The following is a 25,122-nucleotide window of genomic DNA, read 5'->3' on the forward strand; positions in this document are numbered from 1 at the left end:
CTTCAGCACAGTGTTTTCAGCTTTATTCAGCCTTTTTTAGTAATTTTCGGCTCTTTTGTGCTTTTTTATGGCTTTTTTCTGCTTTTTTCAGCATTTACTTTAAAGCAGCTTCAAGCTCATGTGGGCACTCCACCCTTTCCAAAATCTGTGCCTGCACCGAGTTTTTTACCCGGAAATTTATTTTCGGGTATCTCCCCGAGTTTTGTATAGAATTCGGTATTCTGAATGCGGTTCAAGTGAATGCCCAGTTCTTCAGGGGAGTACCCGAGAGCAAGCCCGAGGAGCTGAGAATAATGTAGCACCGGAATGCCGAACTCTTTGCCATGGCGGTCTGCAAGCTCAAACTGTCCCTGATCGAACTGAAGGTGGCAGAAAGGACAGGCGTCCACGATGCAGTCCACATCTGCTTTCTGCATGTGTTCGAGCTTTTTCTCCGTAAGCCTGAGAGCCACATCCTGTACGGCTGAGCGGGCTCCTCCCCCTGCACCGCAGCAGGCTGTTTTGTCCTCGTATTCTATACTGCGGGCGCCTGTAGCTTCTACCAGCTCGTCAAAAAAAGAAGGGTTTTCCGCGCTTCCTAGTTTTCTTTCATGTGACGGCTTTATCATGTGACAGCCGTAGTGCACTGCAACTCTGAGATCAAGTGGGTGCGTAACTGTGTCCCGGATTTTTTCGGGGCTGACTTCTCTGAAGAGGTATTCGACTATGTGCCTGACCTCAATCTTACCGGAAAACTCTTTTCCGATTCCCGAAAGTTTTTCATTGACCCCGGCTTTTGCCTCTTGGTCTTCTTTGAGGATCCGGTTGGTATCAGCAAGCGTGGCGTAACAGCCGTTGCACACGGTAAGAAGATCGGCATTTAGAGCTTCAGAAAGGCAGAGATTTCTGCTTGCAAGGGTGAGCCAGGTCTTTTTGTCAAAGGACTGGAAGACTCCCGGAGCAGGACAGCAGGAAGCCCCTTCAAGTTCCCTGATGGAAATTCCAAGCCGTCCCATTACTTTCCGCGTGGCACTTTCAATACCGGGATAGCGGTTCGGGGCGATACAACCTAAAAAGAGAGAAAGGTTACGTTTTGAATTATCTGTACTATTTTTCGTAATGTTTTCTGTCATGTTTTTCAGCTTCTTATCGCAAATTCGTGTTTCAGGCCCGAGAAGGCTGGTCAAACCCTATAAGCCTGTCAAACCCGCAGGCTTTAATGAGCTGCCTTACTTCTTCAATGGCTTCCGGGCAGGAATGTACGGTTCCGGGCAGTTCGTCCAGTTCAAGCTCTTTGCGCTTTTTCCTGTTCTGCTCATCAATCGGAACACCATGCCCGGTACGCATGACGTACTCGGCGATTTTTTTATGAGCTGGAAGCATGACGCCGTTTTTTACGGCAATACTTCGAAGCTTAAGCATGGTGTCCACGGTTTTTACTCCTTCTGGGCATCGTTCTTGACACCTGAAGCAGGTAGTGCAGTACCAGAGGTGCTCACTGTTGAGCACGCGGTCCCGCAGCCCCATTGCAGACATGCGCAGAAGTTTTTTTATGTTATACTGAGGTACAACATCGGTAACCGGGCAGCCTGTGGAGCAGCCCTTACAGTTAAAACACATCAGAATCTTTTCCGCTCCGGCTTCTTCTGTTATTTCTTCTAAGAAAGCAGGATCGGATTCTGAGGTTTTTATAGGGTGTTTCATAGATTCATCCCTGATACATCTCTTAGTTTTTGAGGTGATTAGACAATTTCGGATTTTTAGATAATTTTTCGAATTCGAGTAATTTCTAAGGTTTGGATTAATTCTTTTAACTCTACCATTTTCTGGAAGACGGCCTTGCAGAAAGCGTTAATTCTCATACAGGAACCATCATTCCTTTTCAGGAACCCTCTCAGGATGCTCGCGGGGTAATAATATAATAATATACTTAAAAGTTTCGCACATTTATCATGATAAATAATTAAAAATATAGCAAACAAAAATATTTAAAAAAAGAAATATCAGCAAGCTCAGGCTCATTCTACAGAAATGTAGATTAAAAAAGATTAAAGGTTGAACAAAAATAAAGAAGAAAAAAGAATGAATAACAGAAACTGGAAACAAAAATAATGTACAGACCAGAAGTAAAAGTAACATGAAAAGCCTGCGGGAATACAATTTAAAAAAATTCTTATGCTCTTTCTTCTGTTCCCTTTTTGAAGAGTCACCAGATGGGCTGGCGGAGGCACTTATATTTAATTGCGAATTGAAAACGGTTTATAGGAATTAAAAAAATATTTTTTCGGCAGGATTTGTTTCCTCAGGATTTTGCCCTTCTTAACCTTGATACTGGTTCAAAATTTGTTTTTAATCTGGTTAGCAGAGAGCTCTGTCCCCGCACGACGCAGAGAAAGAAAACTGAGGTATTTCCTTTCGGGATTCTGGAATAGATAATTAATCAGGAACCACAGAAGAAATAGAAATTAAAAGAGTAAATACAGAAAAACCGCAAGAAATCAAATTGCGGACGGCCACCCTACCTTAAAAGGTAGGGTATGCTTCGGGCCGTCCGCCGATTTCGGGGGAAGTTAGAAATCGCTTAATTTCAATTGTCCATATTTCTTTATTCTATTCGATCTAATCTCTTTTTTTGGTTTTCCTTAGGATTCGTTAATATAATGCCTGATTGTGTCAGCAGTTACATTCCCAATTGATCTATAGAACTTTCCACTTGACCATAAACTTCCACCCCAGTATTTTTCCCTTAATTCAGGATGAAGCTTAAATAATCTGTAAGAACTTCCTCCTTTTAGGTGTTGAATTACCTTGGATAGTGAGGTGCGTGGGTGGAATTCCAGAAACAAGTGCACATGATCGTCTACTACTTCCATAGCATGTATGCTATAGCCTTTCTCAGTACAAATGTTTTTGAAGATTGATTCGCAATCCTTTTTAGCTCTCTTGTTGTAGAATATTTTGAATCTGTACTTAGGCGCCAGTACGATGTGGTAGGTGATCTGACCATAGCCATGGCTAAAACTACGCAATTTCAATGCTTATCACATCCTAGCCATAGGTGGCTGTAACTGCCTGTGGCTATGGTGTCAAAAAACATTATATTGAAAAAAGTGACGATTTTAGATTTTTAAGGTGCATGTCGAAAAACCTGCGAGGGTTCACTTCATCCCAGACTTAAAAGTCTGGGCATTCGTGACCCTCCGCGCTCCCATAGCAGTAAAAAGCGAAAACAGTTAATACCTGCAGTAGACTCAGCACCAGTGTCCGAATGGTTAGTAAACATTGAAAAAGAAAGTGCCTAAAAAACTTCTACAATATCCGTACTTGAAGATAGCAGCTCAAGCAGTGGGAATAGTAGTGACGGCGGTGGAGGTAGAGGTGCTGTTGGCTCTCGCGGGCTCTATTTATAATCTATCTGAAAAGTGTTGTAAACTATGTATCTTTACAATTGTCGTTATCATAATCAGAATTAATACTGGATATTACACACCTTAATAACTTTACAATATATTATTGACTTTTGGGATAGCCTCTTATTCAATTAATTGTTATTGAGCTGGAGTTGATGCCTGATTATTCTTTTCTGTTACTGTGAACCTTATAATGAACTCTGTCCCATTATTCCTTTCCAGCTCAAGTTCTCCGTTCAATTGTTCAACAAGAGAAGTTACAAGCTGAAGTCCCAGACTTTCGGGATTTCCAATGTCAAGTTCTTTGGGAATGCCAATGCCGTTGTCTGAGACAGAAAGAACATAAGCGGTACTATTACGGTCTTCTATCTCACGGTCTTCTATCTCGTATTCTCTGTCTTCTTCTCCATGCAGTTTAACTCTAATTTCTCCGTGGTATCTTCCTTGAAATGCATATTTTAGAGAGTTTGAGATAAGCTCATTGATGATAATGCCTAATGGGACTGAGGTATCCATGTCGAAGAAAATGTTTTCTTCTATATCCTTACTAAACCTGGTGCCGTCATTTCCAAGCCTGTAGGTGAGGAAGAGATTATCAGCAAGTTCATTAATATACTGTGAAAAGTTAAGTTTCTCAAGCCCTTCGTTTCTATGCAGCTCTTCATGAATGAGGGCCATTGAGATCACACGGTCCTGACTTTCCCTGAAAGCTTCAAGAACTTCCGAGTCTTTAATATCTTCTCTGTCCTTGAACTTTTCAGCCTGTAAATCCAGAAGGGATGAGATCACTTGCAGATTATTCTTAATGCGATGATGAATTTCCTTTTTACGGGCATTCTCAATGTTTGCCAGAGCTTCTTCAGCTTCTTTTCGCTTGGTGATATCAGTGTACATGCACAGTGAGCCTGCGAAATTACCGTCTTTATTAAAGAATGGTTTAGCGTTTATAAGTGCCCAGAAGGGTGAGCCGTCCTTACACATTAATTTCAATTCGTAGCTCTCACCGATACCACAGCGCCTCTTTTCCAAACTTCTTTCGGCAATAGGCCTGCTTTCTTCACAAATAAAATCCATTACCGGGCTGCCGATAGTTTCTTCATGGGTGTACCCCATTAGCTCTATAGTTCTTCTATTAGCATAAGTAATCTTGAATTCGGCATCCATCAAGAATATGCCTTCATTTGCTGTTTCTACTATGTTGCGGTACTTTTCTTCACTTTCGCGGAGTTTTTCTTCTGCTATTTTACGTTCAGTAACGTCCTGAACTGTTCCCCTCATTCGAATAGGAACATTACTTCCATCAAAAATAACTTCAGTTTTTGCGTGGACTGTTCGCTCAGACCCGTCAGCCAGGATGATTCTATAATTAATGTTAAAGGTTTCCTCATTTAAGACTTTTTTAAAAGCACTGTTTACATAGTCCCGGTCATCTGGGTGCACATAAGTTAAAAACAGGTCATATGTCATTTCAAATTCTTCAGGCTTAAGTCCAAAAATACGGTATAACTCATCAGACCAGAACAGGTTATTATTTACAATGTCCCAGTTCCAATTTCCAATATGAGCCATTTGTTGAGCTTCAGCAAGCCCTCTTTCACTTTCTTTCAATGAATTGAAAGCTATTTCAAGCTCTTTGGTACGTACTTTTACTAAGTTTTCCAGATTGTCAAGAGTTTCCTTAAGCTTTGTCTCAGCTTCTTTACGTTTGGTGACATCAGTGAACATGCACAGAGAGCCTTTGAAATCACCATCTTTATTAAATAACGGTTTAGCGCTTATAAATGCCCAGAAGGGTGAGCCGTCCTTACACATTAACTTCAATTCATAGATCTCACTGATACCATAGCGCCTTTTTTCCAGATTTCTTTCGGCTGCAGGCTTGCTTTCTTCACAAATAAAGTCCATTACCGGTCTACCTATAATTTCTTCATGGGTGTACCTCATTAGCTCCGCAGTTCTCTTATTTGCATAAGTGAGCTTGAACTCAGCATCCATCAGGAATATGCCTTCATTTGCTGTCTCTACGATGTTGCGATACTTCTCCTCACTTTCACGCAATGCCTTCTCCATCTGTTTTAGGTCGGTAACATCCTGAACTGTTCCTCTCATCCGAACAGGTGTGTTATTCTCATCAAAAATAACTTCAGCTTTTGCGCGGACTGCACGCTCAGACCCGTCAGCCAGGATGATTCTGTAATTAATGTCAAAAGGTTTTCCGTTTAAAGCTTTTTTAACGGCATTATCTACATAGTCCCGATCATTTGAGTGTGCATAAGTTAAAAATAAATTATAAGTCACTTCAAATTCTTTAGGCTTAAGCCCGAAAATACGATATAACTCATCAGACCAGAGTAATTTATTATTTACAATGTCCCAGTTCCAATTTCCAATATGAGCCATTTGTTGGGCTTCAGCAAGACTTTCTTCACTTTCTTTCAAATAACTGTAAGCCTTCTCAAGCTCTGCCGTTCGTTCTATAATTTTTTCTTCTAAATTGTCGTGCGTCTTTCCAGGCTCTTCTCTCGCCTGCCTGCTTTTAGTAATATCTTTGAAAATCAACGCGAGCTTTCTATTTTCAGGGCTAAACGCATAAACATCAAGATACCTGTTGTTAATCTCTCCACTCTTGACTTCATAATGAGTCGGTATGCCGGAGAGTGCCACTTTTTCATATTCCTTCATCTCCATGGGACTGATATCAGGAAACACTTCAAGTATTGTCTTACCTAACAATTGTTCCTTCTTTAAGCCTGTATAACGTTCATAAGCAGGATTTATCTCAAGGAAACGATAGTCTCGGGGCGTACCACCTTTATCATAAATTATTTCCGCAAGGAAAAAAGCATCGGTCATATTTGTGAATAGCATTCGGTAACGCTCTTCACTTTTCCGCATCGTCTCTTCAGTCCGCTTCCTCTCTGTAATGTCCCTGATAGTCATGACCGTTTTCACCTGATCATTCTTATCGAAAAAAAGCACGGTTGATAACTCTCCAGGGAAGGTAGTACCATCTTTCCTCCTGAAATTAAGTTCCCCTTTGAACTTGCCGGTCCCGGCCATTTCAAGGGCAAGCCTGAGTCTTGAGTCGGATGTGTCTACAATTCCGGATCTTCCGGCCCATATGATTTCCTTTTCGGTCATCCCGAAAATTCGGCAGGAGGCTGGATTAGCTGCATAAATTGTTCCGTCAGGTGATGTGAGAAGAACGGCATCATTGCTGTTCTCGAAGAGCACCCTGTACAGTTCCTCGCCATCCCGAAGCTTTTCCTCGTCTTTCTGGTCACTTGTATCGGGTCCAGAGATAAACATACGTTTATCCTCCTCAGGTGAAACACAGATAATTGTGCTCCTTTCTCCATTTTAACTTACATTTATTATATAATCCGGCAAATCACTTTCTGTACATAACTTCTACTGGAAGGGACACTTCTTCTACTTCTTCTACTTCTTCTGCTTCTTCTACTCCTTCTACTTCTTCTGCTTCTTCTAATACCGCAGTTTATTCATACGGTAAAATTTTTCCAGATTCTATGGGTAAAGAATAATCCCACTTAATCTACGGGAAACATTGGGTCTGGACTTGTTGTTGAAAACTGATCTGGTTTGATTTGCATTTTTCGGTTTAGACTTCTATTATTAGTGACAATACATTAATTTTAATTATCTTAATAGATCAAATTAATGCTAATATGTTTTAATTTTGTCATAGTTTATTGTAAATAAGACATAATTATTTCTTATTAAGGTTTGCATAACTTACCATCATATACGGCTGAACCATGCTTTTCACGAGCTTATCCAAAATGTCAATAATAGCATGCTGCAATGTTATGATGAGGCACAAGACTTTTCGGATAGGCTTTAAGATTTGAATCATTAACCTCTTTTCGAAAAACGCAAGATTGTTATGAAAATTTCCCTTTTCTTGTTTCCTGTTGAGCGCCAGTGAGTCTATGGATGAACCAATAGCTGACAATTCATTATTTGGTTCTAAATAACTTATTAACCTTCAAAGTTTTTGTTAGATTTCTCCAAACATGCTCTTTTTGATTCTTTCTTAAGTCTCAAAATTTACAGTTTTAATATTTAATTTAATACAGAAAGATTTTTTATGAGTAAAGACGTGATATTATTTGCAATGTATTCTCTATTTTGTAAGCTGTTTTAACTTAAGGATGGCTTACCGAATTTGAATTAATCATCTGGAGGGAGTTATTTGAACCCAAAATACTTGAAAACAATGATTTTATTGCTTTTTATACTCTGCACCGCAAGTGTGGCATGTGCGGAGCCGAGCAGCAAAAACTCAAAATGCGTAGCGGTTTTGGATTACACTGAAGGAGGACATAATGATACCGATTTTAATGCTAACTTTATGTCGGAATGGTGGTATCAGAACGGAGATATGAGACTTGTTGCAAAGGACGGAGAAAAGAAAGAACTTGCCTTCTTTGTTGTAATGGCTCATCAGGAGTCTCCGGAACTCATAGATCCTGATTCGGGAAACCAATTGTCATACCTGTCTACATTCTACGGACTTTATCCCTATGGGGAAACTGCTACTCACAATTTTACCCGGACGCTTGTGCCAAGGTCCAGTATTGAAAATTACATCGAGTTTCATGTGCCTTACCTTAACTTTATTTATCCTGATGGTTTGAAGAGATTTCATGGATCAGGTTCCAAAGGATACATGCTGAATTACTCTTTTGATGATATGCAGCTTAATTTGTTTTTCAAGCCCCGTGTCGAAAAAACGGTCGATAGTGCCATAGAACCTGTGAATTTCACCACATACGAACACGCTTACGGAAAGCTTGGGGGCAGTGTGGTACTTGATGGCAAGGAATACAGGGTTACGCAGACTGACGGGTATTTCGACCATATGATCCCTTATACCCCTGACCAAACTACATGGGAAATGGAAATGCATGGATGGAGCTGGTCGGAAGTTACAACGGATAGATACCAGACAATTTTCTACGGTGTAAGAAGCATTGATGATGGATATGAGAATTATACATACAAGCATCTGACCCTTATAAACAAACATACCGGGAAGGTAATCGCAGAATACTCCGGAGACGAGGTTAGTGTCGATGAAGAAGAATGGGAGTACATAACAGTAAAGGGCCGTACCGTGGAAAGGCCTTCCAAACTTGAAATCTCGACCCCCGACCTGGATATTTCCATAAATGCTCAAAGTGTGGTTCAACTTGATGAGACCTCTCTACCAAACGGACAGCCTGTAGGTTTTGTCGATTTCATGGCTTTCCAGCCCGATAACGCAACAATCAAGTACGGGGAAAATCATGAAAAGGGAAGCGCATTCTATGAGTATATGGTAACTGACCCAGGTATATCTACTTCTCAGAGTAATCCCTGAGAGGGCAGCGAATAAGATTTCTTGAGTTCCCGTTTGAAGGAACTCACTTTTTACCTATATTTCTTTTTTCATATAACTACCCCGAGCACTGCTGCAAGCACCCAGAGAGAGCTCATAAAAGGAGCACTTTTTGATTCCTGAGTAGTGTTGGATTTACAATTGTATCGGAATAGTTAGTTAACTCCTCATGAGTGTATAGTTCAAAGTCTACGCATATGCCAATCTCAATAGGTTCATTGTTATTATTTTTCTAGTTTGGCACTGTCTGAAGAATCGGGCAACATTAAAGCATTTGATGTCAGTAAAGAAAGAACCCCAAGCAAAAGTGTTCCATATTTTACAATATTCCTTATTGCACTGCCTTCAAGGATGGAGTAAAAATCAGTTTTGACTTAACATTTGGGCTTTTTGACTAACCTTTAATAAATCTTTGTAAAATTTTACGCTCAATCCATCAAATTAACTCTTTCATCTATTTTCCAAGTCCCTAATTATTTCCTGATCTCTGGTTGTTTGATGGCCTGGACAGAAAATTTATAAGGATTCAGCAAAAAGAAATTTATGGAGTTTAAATGCACTTTTCAGGTTCATCAGAACTCCGGTATCCTGAGATGCATGATTATGTTAGCTTTGCTAATTTTTAAAGCTTAACTTACCTGATCTGCCTCCTGGAAAATAAGAAGGAGTGAAATAAATGGCTATAAAGGAATTTGGAACAAGAACACTTCTTTTTGCAGTGTTACTAGCTGGTATGGTGATGATACCATCTGTTAATGCAGAGACTGAAAATAATTATTCTGTAACTTCGGAGGAAGCATTTAAGCATGCAAATGCTTATGTAATAAATTTTATAGCAGCCAATGCACCGAACTTTGAAAACTGGACAGGAGCATCTATTGATCCCAAACCACTGGAGCTCTATGATATAAATGGTCAAAAATTGTTTTATCAGTTTTCTGTGTATAAAAATGGTAACATAATAGGTACAATCGACATTTTTGCCAACAAAACTCTGGGGCATTCATTCAACGACATTACATTTGATCCATACCAGTTTAACAGGACTGAAGCTATGGAAAAGTCAATTGAAATAGCCAAAAACGAGTATCCAGCCGGAGAAATCAGGTCAACCATGATGGTTGTATACAGCTATCCCTGTATCGGGGCAGTAACCGTAGTAAAAGACAAAACAACAGGGGATGAGCATCGGATAATTGTAGACGTATATACTCTTGATGTAATACCAGATAGACCTGCAACTGAAACACAACCTGGAGTTTGGTCAATGTATGAACACAGATTGAGAAATGGAGTAGAGGGAAATTTAAGAGAGTGGCAGGCAAGTGAACAGCTTATCAGATCTATAGAACAGCAAGTGACTAAGAATGGAACTAATGTCATTGTGCCAATTACTGAAGAAAAGACGGAAAAAGTGAGTAATGATTCCGCGACAACGTCAACAGTTACAGATGACACACTCAAAGTCCCCTCACACGGACAGAAAATTAGCTCTCTAAGCGGCGGTATAAAAGGTATCCAGATGATTGCGCTTGCTAAATACTATATCGCAAACCCGAACATACATCTATAAAATAATATGTGGGGATATTGAGTCTGCTGTTGATGATAAACTACGTATGCTTCATTGAGACTGAATGGAAACTATCTGTTCCGGGGTGATAGAACGGTTAAGAGTATTAAATCTAGATTGTTCCAGAAAATCTAGATTGTTCCAGATTTTTCTCATTTTAATTCTTTTTTCACTGGCTTCGGATTTAGCCGCCGCAGAAGCGCCTGCAGAACAATGGAACCGGTCTTTTGGTGGGGATGGTGAAGATAACTCCAGATGTGTTGAACAGACGTCAGATGGCAGATATATAGTTGCAGGCACAACGGATTCATATAGTAAAGGCCCAGATGACCAGTCTGATGCCTGGTTAATTAAACTTGATAAAAACGGGGATATGGAATGGAACAAAACTTATGGAGAAACTTACGCTGAGTGGGGCTTTTTAACAAAACAAACTTCGGATGGAGGCTATGTGTTATCGGGTTACTCGTTTCCTCATGGATATAACCAATCTTATCTTGTAAAGACGGATAAGGATGGAAACGAAATCTGGAGCAAGATTTCTGAAGAAATAAGCCATGAAGATTATCTTCAGCATGTAGCTGAACGCACTGATGATGGTGGTTATATAGTCGGGGATATTGTTGAGTATGAAATTCCCGATTATGATAATTATGAGCTTTTCATTGATACTGATATCAGACTAACTAAATATGATATAAATGGCAATCAGCAGTGGAATAATACTTTTGGTAATAAGAACAATTCTGAAATGGCAGATTTGTGGTCATATCCTGTCAGGCAAACTCCCGATGGATGATATTGTGGTTTCTGTTTCGATAACTTCAGACAATGGTTACTTGCTGACAGGAAGATATAATGATTCTTCGTCTTTTGTTATAGATGGTTCTGCTTTTATACTTAAAACTGACAGCGAAGGTAATCAGAGATGGATTAAAACACTTTCAAATTGTACACTCTATTCTGTTCAACAGACTTTAGACGGCGGGTTTATTGCTGCTGGAGTTAAAAATGAGAATGCTTGGGTAGTTAAGCTGGCAGGAGATGGAGAAAGTGTTGAGTATGAGGATGCATCAGAAGGCAGCTTCAGCCAAATAAAAAATTGCATTTATGATGTTTTTCCATGGCTTTTCAGTGGAATAACTTAAGTAATTGAGATTTTTCTTCTTACTTTCTCCTTACCCCTCCAAAAAATTTATAAAAAAATTCCCTACTTCACTGTTTGGCAGTTTCTTGATTCCTCTGTCAAACTTTCCGGTTCGATTATTTCCATCTAAATGGCACAGCAGGAGAGATTCTTAAGTTTAGGATTAAAGGATACTGTGAACTCTTCCCAAATAACCGGGTGGGTGGCTCGAAGCATACTCCATCTTTAGGATTGGGGTGACCGCACATAATTTGATTTTTAAGAGGGCAAGGGCTCTTGCTTCCAATATTTTTGAGGTGACCTTAAATTAGCTTTTTTATCAAGAAATAGAAAGACTCTGAAGCCTGTCAAGAACCTATAAAAAATACCAGTTTATCCCCTATGAAAAGATTTCTGAGTTTTTAATGACATTAGGGGATAAAAGCCTGTTTTATTACTGTTTATACGACTTGTCGTTCCAAAAGATTTTGAGATATCTAAATATTTGTTAAATTAGCAACTGATGGATTTTAACTCTTAACTTCCCATCCTCTAGAAGTTAAATTGTTTGCATATGCCATTCCTATGACTGATGGTGCAGCATTTCCAGTTAAATCTAAGGATCCATCACTAGTATCATAAGCATCCAGTGTTTGGAGTATACCATCTACTGCTGTTTGATCTAGCGAATTACGGCTGACATTTAAATGAAGTAAACCAGGGTCATTGGAAATATCCAAACTTGTGAGGTTATTATTATCGATATTCAAAATACATTTTCTGCCAGCAGGGAAACAACCAGAAAAATTGACCGCAGTATAATAATTGTTGGATAATAGAACGCTTTTCAAATTTGTTGAAGTTAGGTTCAGAGTACCGTTTTGATTACAATTCCAAATAAAAAATTCTTCAAGCAGTGGGAACTGATTTACCGGGAACGTGCTGTTCATCTGTGGGTTATCCCTCACACATATATGCCATACCTGAGCCCCTGTATCACCCCAATTTATTGTATATGTTGAACTTAGTTGAGATGCTCCACGAAGATCAGCCAGAGAAGGAGCTTCTGATAGATCAAGATAAGAGATGTTACAATGCTCGAGGCAAAGCCTGGTAAGAGATGGAACGTTATGGAGTCTGATGGTCTCCAGTGAGGTACAATATAAACACTCAATCGTATGCAGTGCCGTGAAGTTACTGAAATCCAGTTCGGTTACTGGATTATAACTTGAAGCCCAAACCTGGAGGTATGGCGCAACATTTTCTAAACCAGTAACAGCTATTACATTCTGGTTTTTTAAATTTTCTATTGTATTGGGACCTGGAGTTACCCCTCCGTCTGAACCGTCATAACCTATATTAATCTTAGTTACTGCACTCCATGGTGTTACTACCAAAGTGTTTGCTCTTGTCCCCTCTGAACCAAAATTTACATTAGGAGATGTAGAATCAGATGTTGAACCGTCACCAAATTTCCATTGAATTTCAGGATTGCCTGTAACTGTGATAATTGGTGAAAATGATGAACCGGTGGTAACAAACGTGATATTTCCTTCAGGTACTGGATGTATCACCTTTGCATCTGGACTGGAGCTTGGATTGATCTTTTTCAAGACTGAATCCGTACATCCTAGACTAGAAACAACTAAAAAAATAATGGCTAATTGTCCTGCAAATTTAATTCCAAAAATTCTATTAGGGAATCGCATAACAGTCTCCTGGTATTATTTACTTTGAGATTTACTTTGAGATTATTTTTTCTGGAAATTTACATTATTTTTGAACAGAGTGAGTTTAGAAAAATACTTTGCTTTTACTAAATATTCAAATTTTCTGATCTAAAAAAGTTTTCTTTTTAACCAGTTTTTAAGATATCTGAACAAAAGATTATTTCTCTAAGAGCAGAACTTTCAAAAGAGACACAAGCAAATAAAATTTAAAAGCAACTCTGAAGATTTAAAGTTGCTCAAGAAGGCAGATTATCGAACTTTTTACCAAGACTATCTTTGTTATTTCATAAGTTTTCTATAAAACTCAGCATATATTTTTAATTTTATTCAAAATTTTGGCTAATTATGATTACCAGATCAAAATTGACTATAAGTACTGCCCAAAAACTTTTCTTCAAATAATTTTTATTATCTTTTCTGGATTTTCCGTTCCTTTTCTGGAGTCAACGCCAGACAGGCTGGCAGGGGTAAATTATAGTTTCTTGATTGAAAAGCGGTTATCGGGATTAAGGATAGTATTCCTCAGATTACATGGGATACTTTTCCGTTATTACTCAGCTACTGGTTTTTCAGAAGAGTGGACTATTTTATTCTTTACTTTTTCTCGACTGAGTTTCGCTTCCTTTCGGCAATTTCGTGCGTCTCATTTTTAATTTTTGGCCCTCAACGGACGCATTTTACTCAACAGTGTCCATTTATGATCAAATAGCTCTCTTAAGGATCAAATTATTTATACTTTAAATTACACTAATATTTTACAATATATAAAAATTTAGTAGATATTTCATCTGAAATAAAGTTAAACTCAGTGCAAAGCTTGTCCAATTTAATTATATGGGGATCTAAAAAAATGGGAAAACTATACAAAAAAAATAAGTTGCAATTTATCACGATTGCATTTTTTATCATTCTTGTTATGAATGGAACCGCAACCGCTTCACCTTCCACTATATATGTTGATGCAGAGGGTGGCGAAGACTATACAACTATCCAGGGAGCAATAAACAGTGCATATCCTGGTGACACCATCATTGTCTATCCAGGAATCTACACAGAAAGCGTGAATGTTTATAAAGCAAATCTGCAAATCCTTTCATATTCAGGAAATCCTGAGGATACAGTTGTAGAAAATCTGGGATCTGGATATAATTTCGCAATAAGTGCCAACAATGTAACTATCAGTGGATTCAATATTACCGGGACAAACTCTACAGGAATTTATATGAGTGGGATTTCAGGAGCTAACATCACCAACAATAAGCTTTCCGAAGTTGACCGTGGTGTTTACCTGGATTCATCCAGTAACTGTACCTTGGACGATAACACAGTTTCAAACACTTATGACTATGGTATATTTCTGGATGAGTCTGTGAGCTGTACTCTGACTGACAATGAAGTCTCAAACGTTGATGGTAACGGTATCTACTTGTGGTATTCCAGCGACTGTACTCTAACCGGTAACATAGTCTCAGATGCTTACGATGGCATTTACCTGGATTCATCCAGTAACTGTACCTTGGATGATAACACAGTTTCAAACACTTATGACTATGGTATATTTCTGGATGAGTCTGTAAGCTGTACTCTGATCGACAATGAAGTCTCAAACATTGATGGTGATGGCATCTACCTTTACTATTCAGGAAGCTGTACTCTTACCGGCAACATAATTTCAGATGCTTATGATGGTATTTACCTGGATTCATCCGATAACTGCACTCTTACCGGCAACATAATTTCAGATGCATATGATGGTATTTACCTGGATTTATCCGATAGCTGCACTCTTGCCTACAATACAGTTTCAAGCACTTATGATGAGGGTTTCTTCCTGGGTAACTCTGATAACTGTAGTCTGACCAGCAATACAGTTTCAAACGCTAATTATGGTATTGATCTGTATGATTCGAGGGAATGTATCCTTAGAAATAACACTGTAAGCTCAGGAATTTATGGGATCAGCCTTTGTGAAGTTCAAAACTGTACATTTACAGACAATAATATGTCAGGAAACTGGTACAATTTCAATTATGATATTTATGATTTCTACGATTTTGATAATGTAAGCGGGAATGTAATCGATACCAGCAATCTTGTTGACGGAAAAGTGGTTTATTTCCTTGAAAATGAACCAGATCCCTCTATTGGAATAAATGCCGGCGTTATTTACTGCATAAACTGCGGTGAAGTCGAAATTAAGGACTTTGTCCTGCAAAACAATTCTTATGCAATTTTCCTGTACAATACAAGCTCGAAAATGCAAAATAATACCATAAATAATACCGAATTTGGAATCTCGGTTTTCTCTTCCCAGGATGTCGAGCTCTCGGACAGCAGGGTAAATAATTCATGGGCCGGAATCGTGTTTGAAGAGGATCTGAACATAAATCTCACAGGCAACACAGTTAGAAACTCTACATATGGGATTGTCACCTATTACTCTGAAAATTGTACGCTTACGGGTAACTCTGTTCTGGATTCGATGGACTATTATGGATTTATTGCGTCCGGAAATTCAAAGCTTGTAAAAAGTGAAGAAAGTACTCCTGTACATGAAAATACTTTCATAAACTCTAACCTGATACAGGCCGTGATGCCCCGTAGTTATGGAATCTATTCTGTGTACTGCCAGAATCTCCGTATTGAGAACAATCTCATTGACCAGATAGCTTACAGAGGAGTTTATCTTGAAGATTGTCAGAATGCCAGGCTTGTGAGCAACTCGGTAAGGAATATCGAAAGTGTGGGAATTTATCTGGTTTCTTCTTCCGGTGTCGACCTTCTGGGCAATACAGTTCATAATGTAACAGGTACACTCTTAGTGTATGATGCAGGAGTAAAGGAAAGTATGGTAAGTACTCCAGTAAACTCGAGTCTTGTACAGGTCTCGAACAGATTCTCTGGAGTTGGGATCTTATCCGAGTACTCACAGGACCTCAGGCTTGAAAACAACGATGTTTCCCAGATGGATGTAGGAATTCTTCTTGGTGTGTGTCAGAATATCGAGCTTGTGAGCAATTCGGTAAGTGATGCAGAATATATGGGGATTTGTGCGGTTGAATCTTCCGGTGTAGACATTCTGGACAATGTAGTTCATAATGTAACAGGTGGGTATATACTACCTGCAGCTGGATATCTACCCCTTGTCAGTTCCCCCCTTGTCAGCGATAGTGTAGATCTCTTGGGATATGGAATATGTTTAGGCTATTTAGAGGATCTCAGGCTTGAGGGCAATACTGTTAAGGACTCTTATCAGGTTTGGGGCGTTTATCTTTATGAACCTGTGAATGCAACTCTTGAAAGCAACGTTCTTCAAAACTGCAAAGGTGGACTTGTTACCGTCCTGAGTGAGAACCTCAGCGTAAGTGACTGTTCCGTAATTAACTGTACTTCCGGAGGAGTCCTTGTCATTAATCCAGAGGAAGGAACAGGAAACGGATATACTGTCTCAAGCTGTACTGTAGACGGAAGTGATATTGGACTGCTGGTAACAGGAGAAGGTACCCTTAGAGGGAACACTTTATCCGGAAATTCTTACGGACTTGTGCTCTATGACGTGAACAACAGTCTTATCTATGGCAACACAATGACTGAGAACAGCCTTGCAGGACTTGCCATTGATCTCGAGGATTCCGAATTTATGTCACACATCGGGCTTGTAAGGAGCATGGAAAGCCCCGAAAGTGGCAATAATACTATTTACAACAACTACTTCAAAAACATAAATAACACCCTTATTAACAGCGAGGCAAATAACACCTGGAACATTAGTAAAACCTCAGGAGAAAGCATAGTTGGCGGTCCTTATCTTGGAGGGAATTACTGGGCAAATCCCAATGGGACGGGCTTTTCCCAAAACTGCATTGACGCTGACAAAGACGGAATTGCAGATTCCTCCTATGAAATTGTGAATGGAACCTTTGACTATCTGCCCCTTAAGATTATTCCAACACCACACAAAAGCTCTGCCAATTACATTCCTTCGAGTGGAAATTCCGGAGTCACAGGTGTTGACAGCGCACAGAAGAGGGTTGCTGCAGGAACTCCGACAAGCTTCAACTTCAATAATCCTGTTTCCGGTATACTGGGACTCAGTTTCACTTCCCAGCAGTACTCCGGAAATGTCATTGTAAGGATAGAGGTGCTCGGAGAAGGAGCTTCCGGAGAAGCCCCTGATGGAGAAGTCTATCGGTTGATGAACATCCTTGTCGGAAACGAGAGGTTCGAAAGTGGAAACAACGTCAACGGAGCATCCATTAACTTCAGGATCTCAAAGAGCTGGATAGAAGAAAATAACATTGATGTCTCAACCATAGCAATGAACAGGTTCCATGATGAAGAGTGGAATGAGCTTCCAACAGAAATGACCGGTGAAGATGAAGAATACTACTATTTCACGGCAGAAACTCCGGGATTCTCCCGCTATGCAATTACAGGAGACAAACTGGGTACTCAAACAATTACTCCTGCTGAAGAGGAAGAAAACGGGACAATCACTGGGGATAAACAAACAAATGAAGATAAGAGTACACCCGGATTCGAAAGTGCCTTTGCGGTCCTCGGAATCCTTGCTTCGGTATTCTTTGCAAAGAAGAGCATCAGGAAATAAACAATTAGGAAAAACAAGAAGTCTATAGAATTGGGGATATCATTTCATATCCCTAATTTTTCATTTTTTCGATACTTATAACTCATTAAAACTTTTTTGCTTTTATTCTTCTAAACTTTTTTGCTTTTATTCTTCTCTTTTTTTATTTTACATTTTGAGCACAATTTATTTCCTATTTGATAGCTGAACAGAATAAATTTCACTCTATCTATCAGTCCTATCCTATCTTTCTTCTACGGTTTCAAGGTGATGCATCAATAACGCTCCAAATATTTTATTATTCAAATCTTTTATTAATTTGATTGTTTACAACCCTGATGTCCCTTAATAACAGTGTCCATTTTGATCAGGTAGCTCTCATAGACAGCTCTCATCAGGATCAAACTATTTATACTTTTAACTCTTAAATATTTTAACAATATATAAAAATTAAGAAGATACTTCATATGAAATAAAATTAAACTTCATGCACAGCTGATCCAATCTAAATATATGGGGACCTGAAAAAAATGGGATTACTAAGTAAAAAAAATAAGTTGCAATTTTCGATAATTGCATTTTTTATCATTCTTATTATGAACGGAACTGCAGCCTCTTCCGCTCTATACGTGGACGCAGAAGGTGGCGAGGACTTTACAACTATTCAGGCTGCAATAAACAATGCAAGTCCTGGAGACACCATTATTGTTTATCCTGGAACTTATACGGAAAACGTGAACGCTAATGTTGAAAACATAACCATCCGTTCCCTTTCCGGGAATCCTGAGGATACAATTGTAGTACATGTGGGTTCTGGTAGTAATTTCAACATAGACGCTGATAGTGTGACTATTAGCGGATTCAATATTACCGGAACAGACTCTACAGGAATTTATATGAGTGGGATTTCAGGGGCCAATATCACAAATAACAAGTTTTCCGGAATCGGTTGCGGTGTTCAGATGGAAAGTTCCGGCATGTGCAGTCTGATAAGTAACACAGTTATTGATTCTGCTCAACATGGATTTTATCTCGAGTCCTCAAGTGACTGTATCATCTCCAATAACGTAATATCGGACACAGGAGAAGAGGGTATATTACTCGAGAATTCTGTTAACTGTACTCTGACTAATAATACAATTTCAAATACAGAGTATGACAGCATCTACCTTTACTATTCCGGAAGCTGTGTTCTAACGGGTAACAGTATATCAAATAGTTACGATAATGGAATTTCTCTGTATGATTCCGGAAGCTGCAGTCTTGCCGGCAATGCTATCTCAGGCAGTTACAACGGCATTGAGCTGAACTCTTCAAGCAACTGTAATATCACTGATAATATTATTTCTTACAGTTGGGATGACGGTATTGATCTGGATTCTTCCGGCAACTGTAATATTACTGATAACACAATTACAGACGCTGAGGATGATGGAATTGATCTGAACTCTTCCAGTAATTGTGATATTACTGGCAATACAGTTTCAAACATTGAGGAGGATGGCATCTGTCTGGAGTATTCTGAGGGTTGCAGTCTGATCAATAATACAATTTCAAATACTTCCTTTGGTATCTATCTGGCTGGTTCTGACGGAAGTACCCTTAGAAATAACACTGCCAGTTCAGGAACATACGGGATCAGCCTGTGGGGTAATAAAAACTGCACTCTTACAGAAAATGTTATGTCCGGAAATCGGTATAATTTTGATTACGATATATACGAAATCTCAGATTTTGAGAATGCAAGTGGAAATATAATCGATACCAGTAATCTTGTTGATGGAAAAGCAGTTTATTTCTTTGAAAATGAACCAGATCCCTTAATTGGAAATGATGCAGGAGTGATCTACTGCATAAACTGCGGAAACGTTGAAATTAAGGATCTTGTGCTGCAGAACAATACATACGGAGTTTTCCTGTATAATACAAGCTCTGAAATGCAGAACAACACCATAAACAACACCATATACGGAACCATGATCTTATGTTCTCAGGACGTAAGGCTCTCTGGCAGCAGGATTGAGAATTCCATGGCCGGAATAATTCTCGAAGAAGCTATGGATACGACTCTGACTGATAACACTGTTCGGGTATCATTTTTTGGGATTGAGGCTGCCGGCTCTGAGAACTGTACATTTACGAACAATTCTATTCAGAACTCTACATTTGTTGGGATTGCCACAATTAGTTCAGGTAACTCTACCCTTGAGAACAATTCTGTCAGGGACTTCGCATATTATGGGATCATCACCTTAGGTTCCGAAAATTGTACGCTTGCGGGTAATTCCGTTCAGGGCTCGATGGAATACTACGGGCTTACTGTCCCTGAGAGTATGAATCTTATTAGAAGCGGAGATAATTCCCTCATAAGTGAGAATGATTTAATTAACTCTGACCTCGTACAGTACGTGGCACCCTACGGCTATGGAATCTATTCTTTAAGTTCCGGGAATCTCAGGCTTGAAAACAATACTATTGATCAGATACTTAAAACCGGAATTCATCTTGGAAATTGCCAGAATGCCCAGGTTGTGGGCAATTCAGTGCAGAATATCGGAGAAGTGGGAATCAATCTGAGTTATTCTTCCGGAATATGCCTTCTGGACAATACTGTTCAGAATGTAACAGGTGAGCATCTGTTTGTAGCCGGAACTTCTTCCTTTGTCAGCGGAAGTTCGACACCATCTGGATATGGAATCTATTTTGACACTTCCCAGAATGTCAATCTTGTTAGCAACTCGATACGGGATATCGGAAATGTGGGAGTTTATTCGTATAATTCTTCAGGTGTAGATATTCTGAACAACATGGTTCAGAATGTAACAGATACATCCTTTACGGTTTTCTCCGGATTAAAGGAAAGTCCTTTAACAGGTTCGAATCTCGTACAGGTTTCGGAGCCCTCTGGTGTTGGAATTTTATTTTTACAGTCACAGGATCTCAGGTTCGAAAACAATACTATTGACCAGATAAATAACGAAGGAATTCTTCTCGGTATGTGTCAGGATATCGAGTTTGTTAACAACTTGGTACAGAACATCGGAGATGTGGGAATTTATCTGGTTTCTTCTTCCGGTATAGACTTTCTGGACAATACGGTCCAAAACGTAACGGATAGAGCCATACTATATGATTCTGGATTAAAAGAAAGTCCTTTAACAGGTTCGAATCTCGTACAGCTTCCGAGGCCCTCTGGAGTTGGGATTTTATCTGTACAGTCACAGGACCTCACGTTTGAGAATAGTGTTATTGGCCAGATAGATAACACAGGAATTTTTCTTATGAGATGTCAGGATGCCGAGCTTGTTAGAAGTTCGGTATGTGATGTAGGATACATGGGTATTTATACGGGAGGCTCTTTCGATGTTGATCTTCTGGATAATACCGTTCAGAATGTAACTGGCAAGTATGAACTGCGTAGATCTGTAAATTTACCCTTTGTCAGTTCTCCTCTTGTTAGCGACGGTCCTGATTTCGAAGGATATGGAATCGGTTCGGACTATTCTGAGAACATCAGGCTCGAGGGCAATACTGTTAAAGACTGTTATCAGGTCTGGGGCATTTATCTCTATGAACCTGTGAACACAACCCTTAAAGGTAATACTCTTGAAAACTGTAAGATTGGACTTGCAGCGTACGATGGTGACAACTGCAGCATAAGTGACTGTTCCGTAACTAACTGTACTTCCGGAGGAATTCTGATCGAAAACATTCAGGAAGGTACAGGGACTGAATATACAGTGACAGGCTGCACTGTTGGGGGAAGTGAAATAGGGCTTCTGGTTACAGGAGAAAGCATCCTTGCAGGAAACACTTTATCCGGCAACTCTTATGGACTGGTACTCTATGATATGAATAACAGCTTTATCTACGACAACACCATGGTCGAGAACAGCCTTGCAGGAATGGCAATAGATCTGGACCAGAACGAAATCTGGACTCGTCTAGGGCTTGTAGGGAGCATGGAATATCCTGAAAGCGGCAACAACACGATCTACAATAATCACTTCAAAAACATAAATAACACCCTTATTAACAGCGAGGCAAATAACACCTGGAACATTAGTAAAACCTCAGGAGAAAGCATAGTCGGTGGTCCGTATCTTGGAGGCAACTACTGGGCAAACCCCAATGGGACAGGTTTCTCCGAAACCTGCACGGATGCTGACAAAGACGGAATTGCAGATTCCTCCTATGAAATTGTGAATGGAACCTTTGACTATCTGCCCCTTAAGATTATTCCAACACCACACAAAAGTTCTGCCAATTACATTCCTTCGAGTGGAAATTCTGGAGTCACAGGTGTTGACAGTGCACAGAAGAGGGTTGCTGCAGGAACTCCGACAAGCTTCAACTTCAATAATCCTGTTTCCGGTATACTGGGACTCAGTTTCACTTCCCAGCAGTACTCCGGAAATGTCATTGTAAGGATAGAGGTGCTCGGAGAAGGAGCTTCCGGAGAAGCCCCTGAGGGAGAAGTCTATCGGTTGATGAACATCCTTGTCGGAAACGAAAGGTTCGAAAGTGGAAACAACGTCAACGGAGCATCCATTAACTTCAGGGTCTCAAAGAGCTGGATAGAAGAAAATAACATTGATGTCTCTACTATAGCAATGAACAGGTTCCACAATGATGAATGGAATGCTCTTCCTACAGAAATGACCGGTGAAGACGAAGAATACTATTATTTCACGGCAGAAACTCCGGGATTCTCCCGCTATGCAATTACAGGAGACAAACTGGGTACTCAAACAATTACTCCTGCTGAAGAGGAAGAAACCGGGACAATCACTGGAGATAAACAAACAAATGAAGATAAGAGTACACCCGGATTCGAAAGTGCCTTTGCGGTTCTCGGAATTCTTGCTTCGGTATTCTTTGCAAAGAAGAGAATCATAAAATAAATAATCCGGAAAAAAGGGGATATTACTTCATATTCCCTTAATTTCTATTATTTTTTCTACATCTTCTTCGATAACCCGTATTCAGTATATTTTCTCTTAATTGCGGTATCGTTTTGTCGGTCCCTTTTTTCTGGCCGGTAGGCTGATTCAGGCGCCGGCGGTGCAGAGAGAAAACTGAAAGATTTCATTTCCAGGTGCCGGAACAGATCAAAGATTAATTAGAGATAGCAAAAACCCTGAAACCCCGAAAAGGAGAAGAGCAAAAACAAAAATAAAGGGAGTTTGTAAGAAAATAACCTCAAAGTGGAACATCGATGTTATCAATGAGTCTATCGAAAACTCTATTTTATGCCAGTTTTGTCACCTGTTCTTCTCTATTCTTTAAACCTTTTTCTATTCTCCATACCATTATTTTATAAAGAAATTCATGTTTGTGGAGACATCTCAACTTGATAAGTTATTACGTATTTTTCTAAGCTTTTATATAATTTAATGTGAAAGTAATATACAATTGAATGAAATATACAATTGAACCGGATGTTCAATTAAACCAAATTCCTGAAAAAAAGACTCAAACTTTTGAATCTCCTAACGATTTTTACTGTGATCCCCCATGAAAGATAAGGACAACCGTTATATCCCGAACCCGAGGGAGTTCGCTCAGGAAATCGCAGAGGAAACCAGGATGCTTCGCAATGAAATAACTGGCGGAATTATGCGTATTTATTACCCTCTGGATTTCAGGCGCAATAACTCCCTGAAAAGCCTTAGCAATCAGCTCCGTGATTTGCTTGAAAAGAAACTCTGGCTGAAGATCCTCATAGGCATGGGGCTCGGCGTATTTCTGGGACTTTTTCTCGGACCTTTTGGAGGGTATGTCGATCCCGTTTATGCAGAAATTATAGGCGAATGGATTGCTCTTCCTGGTTATATTTTTCTCGGTCTTTTGAAGATGATCGTAGTTCCGCTTGTTTTTGCCTCCATAATTTTAGGGGTAGCTTCAAGCCAGAGCATGAGCGCCCTGAAAAAGACAGGGGTCTCAACAGCCATTTATTTTGTAATAACGACTGCAATTGCAACTGCTATTGGTCTAGGAATGGCACTTTATATTCGCCCCGGACAGTTCATAAGTGGAGATCTTATTGAGAGTGCAATGGGAAGTGAGGTTCAGGCAGGATCAATTGATTTGAGTTTCGATACTTCGATCCTGACTCTTCCCGCATCACTTATCGGAGGGCTCTTCCCTTCTAATCCTCTAGGGGCTCTGGTTAGTGGGGAAATGCTGCAGGTTGTGATTATTGCAATAATTATAGGTGTTGCTCTCGTGTCTCTGAATAAGGATCAGTCAACCCCAATGGTCAGCTTCCTTAATTCTGTTCAGGCTGTCTGTATGACTGTGGTCAAGTGGAGTATGAGTCTTGCCCCTATTGCAGTCTTCGGGCTACTTACCAAGTTTACCATCAAACTGGGTATCGAAGCCCTCCTCGGAATGGCAGTATACGTGGGTACGGTACTTGCAAGCCTGTTGCTCCTTATGTGCCTCAATCTCTTTATTGTCTCCGTTGTTGCAAGGTACAACCCATTTGAGTTTTTGAATGCTATCCGGGATGTTATGCTACTTGCTTTTTCCACTTCCAGCTCGGCTGCAGTCATGCCCTTATCCATCAAAACCGCAGAAGAAAGGTTAGGGGTCAGGCCTTCGATTTCACAGTTCGTAGTCCCTCTGGGAGCCACCGTAAACATGAACGGAACTGCGCTTTATCAGGGCGTGGCTACAATCTTCCTGGCTGAAGTTTTCGGGATAGACCTAGGGCCTTTCCAGCTCCTTGTAGTTATGGTCATGGCTGTTGCAGCATCCATTGGAACGCCTTCGATTCCGGGAGTAGGAATTGTTGTCCTTGCCATGATTCTTAGCAGCGTGGGGATTCCTACAAGCGGGATAGCTCTCATAATGGGTGTTGACAGAATTCTTGACATGAGCAGGACTGCAGTAAATGTGGCAGGAGACCTTGTGACCTGCAAGGTTATGGACCGCTGGGTCGGAGGAGAAGTTAAAGAAAATGTCAATGAAATAGCCAATGTCGAAACTAAAGCATCTGAAGAGAAAATTGATGATAAAGTTAAAACAAACACTGATCTTACAGCTTCTGAAAGTTCGAGTGTTTGATTCTTGAGACATCTAATCATCGAAATATTTACTCCTCAAGTAAAATTTTTTCTGACTTATTCTAATTTATTTTGGCAAAATCTTAAATTAATTTAAAATGAAGTCCTGGATTGCTGTGTTCAATGAACTCTCAGGAGTCAGGGTTAATGACTGGCTGCGACTGCAGGTTTTAAACGAATTCTCAGATTCATACACTTATAAAAAATATTTTCTCACATTAATAAAAATCTTTTTATTCGTT

General features: G+C 39.7%; 11 protein-coding genes and 1 pseudogene. 7 read left to right on the top strand and 5 right to left on the bottom strand.

Annotation, left to right across the window (positions count from 1 at the left end; genetic code table 11):
• Positions 1-116: 116 nt before the first annotated feature.
• The 4 genes and pseudogenes from hdrB to MSHOH_RS22120 form a co-directional block, all read right to left on the bottom strand.
• Complete coding sequence (hdrB, locus tag MSHOH_RS09560; protein ID WP_048143336.1) at positions 117-1,112, bottom strand: CoB--CoM heterodisulfide reductase subunit B; 996 nt, start codon at positions 1,110-1,112, stop codon at positions 117-119.
• A 31-nt stretch (positions 1,113-1,143) separates the two neighbouring features.
• A complete protein-coding gene (gene hdrC, locus MSHOH_RS09565) occupies positions 1,144-1,683 on the bottom strand; it encodes a CoB--CoM heterodisulfide reductase subunit C (RefSeq protein ID WP_048139207.1) in 540 nt (179 codons plus the stop codon).
• Between the two features lie 866 nt (positions 1,684-2,549).
• A pseudogene (gene tnpA, locus MSHOH_RS09570) lies at positions 2,550-3,014 on the bottom strand (IS200/IS605 family transposase).
• A 513-nt stretch (positions 3,015-3,527) separates the two neighbouring features.
• The gene (locus MSHOH_RS22120) at positions 3,528-6,698 is read right to left on the bottom strand and encodes a PAS domain-containing sensor histidine kinase (protein WP_052730796.1); all 3,171 of its coding nucleotides are present in this window, start codon (positions 6,696-6,698) and stop codon (positions 3,528-3,530) included.
• A gap of 907 nt (positions 6,699-7,605) precedes the next feature.
• Between MSHOH_RS22120 and MSHOH_RS09585 the strand changes: the two genes are divergently transcribed.
• The 4 genes from MSHOH_RS09585 (at position 7,606) to MSHOH_RS09600 (ending at position 11,514) form a co-directional block, all read left to right on the top strand.
• The gene (locus MSHOH_RS09585; protein ID WP_048139213.1) at positions 7,606-8,775 is read left to right on the top strand and encodes a hypothetical protein; all 1,170 of its coding nucleotides are present in this window, start codon (positions 7,606-7,608) and stop codon (positions 8,773-8,775) included.
• A gap of 694 nt (positions 8,776-9,469) precedes the next feature.
• Positions 9,470-10,366 carry a hypothetical protein gene (locus MSHOH_RS09590; protein WP_052730797.1) on the top strand — a complete coding sequence of 299 codons (897 nt, stop codon included), beginning with the start codon at positions 9,470-9,472 and terminating at the stop codon, positions 10,364-10,366.
• Between the two features lie 136 nt (positions 10,367-10,502).
• Positions 10,503-11,165 (top strand): hypothetical protein, encoded by a 663-nt coding sequence (locus MSHOH_RS09595; RefSeq protein WP_048139214.1) that lies wholly within the window; start codon positions 10,503-10,505, stop codon positions 11,163-11,165.
• Complete coding sequence (locus tag MSHOH_RS09600; RefSeq protein WP_048139215.1) at positions 11,158-11,514, top strand: hypothetical protein; 357 nt, start codon at positions 11,158-11,160, stop codon at positions 11,512-11,514. Before MSHOH_RS09595 ends, MSHOH_RS09600 begins: the two co-directional genes overlap by 8 nt.
• A gap of 508 nt (positions 11,515-12,022) precedes the next feature.
• On the opposite strand, the gene MSHOH_RS09605 is transcribed toward MSHOH_RS09600, so the two are convergent.
• The gene (locus tag MSHOH_RS09605; RefSeq protein WP_048139216.1) at positions 12,023-13,201 is read right to left on the bottom strand and encodes a hypothetical protein; all 1,179 of its coding nucleotides are present in this window, start codon (positions 13,199-13,201) and stop codon (positions 12,023-12,025) included.
• Positions 13,202-14,072: 871 nt separating this feature from the next.
• On the opposite strand from MSHOH_RS09605, the gene MSHOH_RS09610 reads away from it, so the two are divergent.
• The 3 genes from MSHOH_RS09610 (at position 14,073) to MSHOH_RS09620 (ending at position 24,881) form a co-directional block, all read left to right on the top strand.
• Positions 14,073-17,831, top strand: a complete 3,759-nt coding sequence (locus tag MSHOH_RS09610; RefSeq protein ID WP_052730798.1) for a NosD domain-containing protein — start codon at positions 14,073-14,075, stop codon at positions 17,829-17,831.
• A gap of 575 nt (positions 17,832-18,406) precedes the next feature.
• The gene (locus tag MSHOH_RS09615) at positions 18,407-22,714 is read left to right on the top strand and encodes a NosD domain-containing protein (RefSeq protein ID WP_158024108.1); all 4,308 of its coding nucleotides are present in this window, start codon (positions 18,407-18,409) and stop codon (positions 22,712-22,714) included.
• Positions 22,715-23,327: 613 nt separating this feature from the next.
• Complete coding sequence (locus MSHOH_RS09620) at positions 23,328-24,881, top strand: dicarboxylate/amino acid:cation symporter (RefSeq protein WP_239451311.1); 1,554 nt, start codon at positions 23,328-23,330, stop codon at positions 24,879-24,881.
• Positions 24,882-25,122: the final 241 nt, after the last annotated feature.

This window comes from Methanosarcina horonobensis HB-1 = JCM 15518, from assembly GCF_000970285.1.
Lineage (GTDB): Archaea > Halobacteriota > Methanosarcinia > Methanosarcinales > Methanosarcinaceae > Methanosarcina > Methanosarcina horonobensis.

Coding starts and splice junctions, on each gene's coding strand:
- hdrB (WP_048143336.1), bottom strand. CDS start 1,112: ATGACAGAAAACATTACGAAAAATAGTACAGATAATTCAAAACGTAAC.
- hdrC (WP_048139207.1), bottom strand. CDS start 1,683: ATGAAACACCCTATAAAAACCTCAGAATCCGATCCTGCTTTCTTAGAA.
- MSHOH_RS22120 (WP_052730796.1), bottom strand. CDS start 6,698: ATGTTTATCTCTGGACCCGATACAAGTGACCAGAAAGACGAGGAAAAG.
- MSHOH_RS09590 (WP_052730797.1), top strand. CDS start 9,470: ATGGCTATAAAGGAATTTGGAACAAGAACACTTCTTTTTGCAGTGTTA.
- MSHOH_RS09600 (WP_048139215.1), top strand. CDS start 11,158: ATGGATGATATTGTGGTTTCTGTTTCGATAACTTCAGACAATGGTTAC.
- MSHOH_RS09605 (WP_048139216.1), bottom strand. CDS start 13,201: ATGCGATTCCCTAATAGAATTTTTGGAATTAAATTTGCAGGACAATTA.
- MSHOH_RS09610 (WP_052730798.1), top strand. CDS start 14,073: ATGGGAAAACTATACAAAAAAAATAAGTTGCAATTTATCACGATTGCA.
- MSHOH_RS09615 (WP_158024108.1), top strand. CDS start 18,407: ATGAACGGAACTGCAGCCTCTTCCGCTCTATACGTGGACGCAGAAGGT.
- MSHOH_RS09620 (WP_239451311.1), top strand. CDS start 23,328: ATGAAAGATAAGGACAACCGTTATATCCCGAACCCGAGGGAGTTCGCT.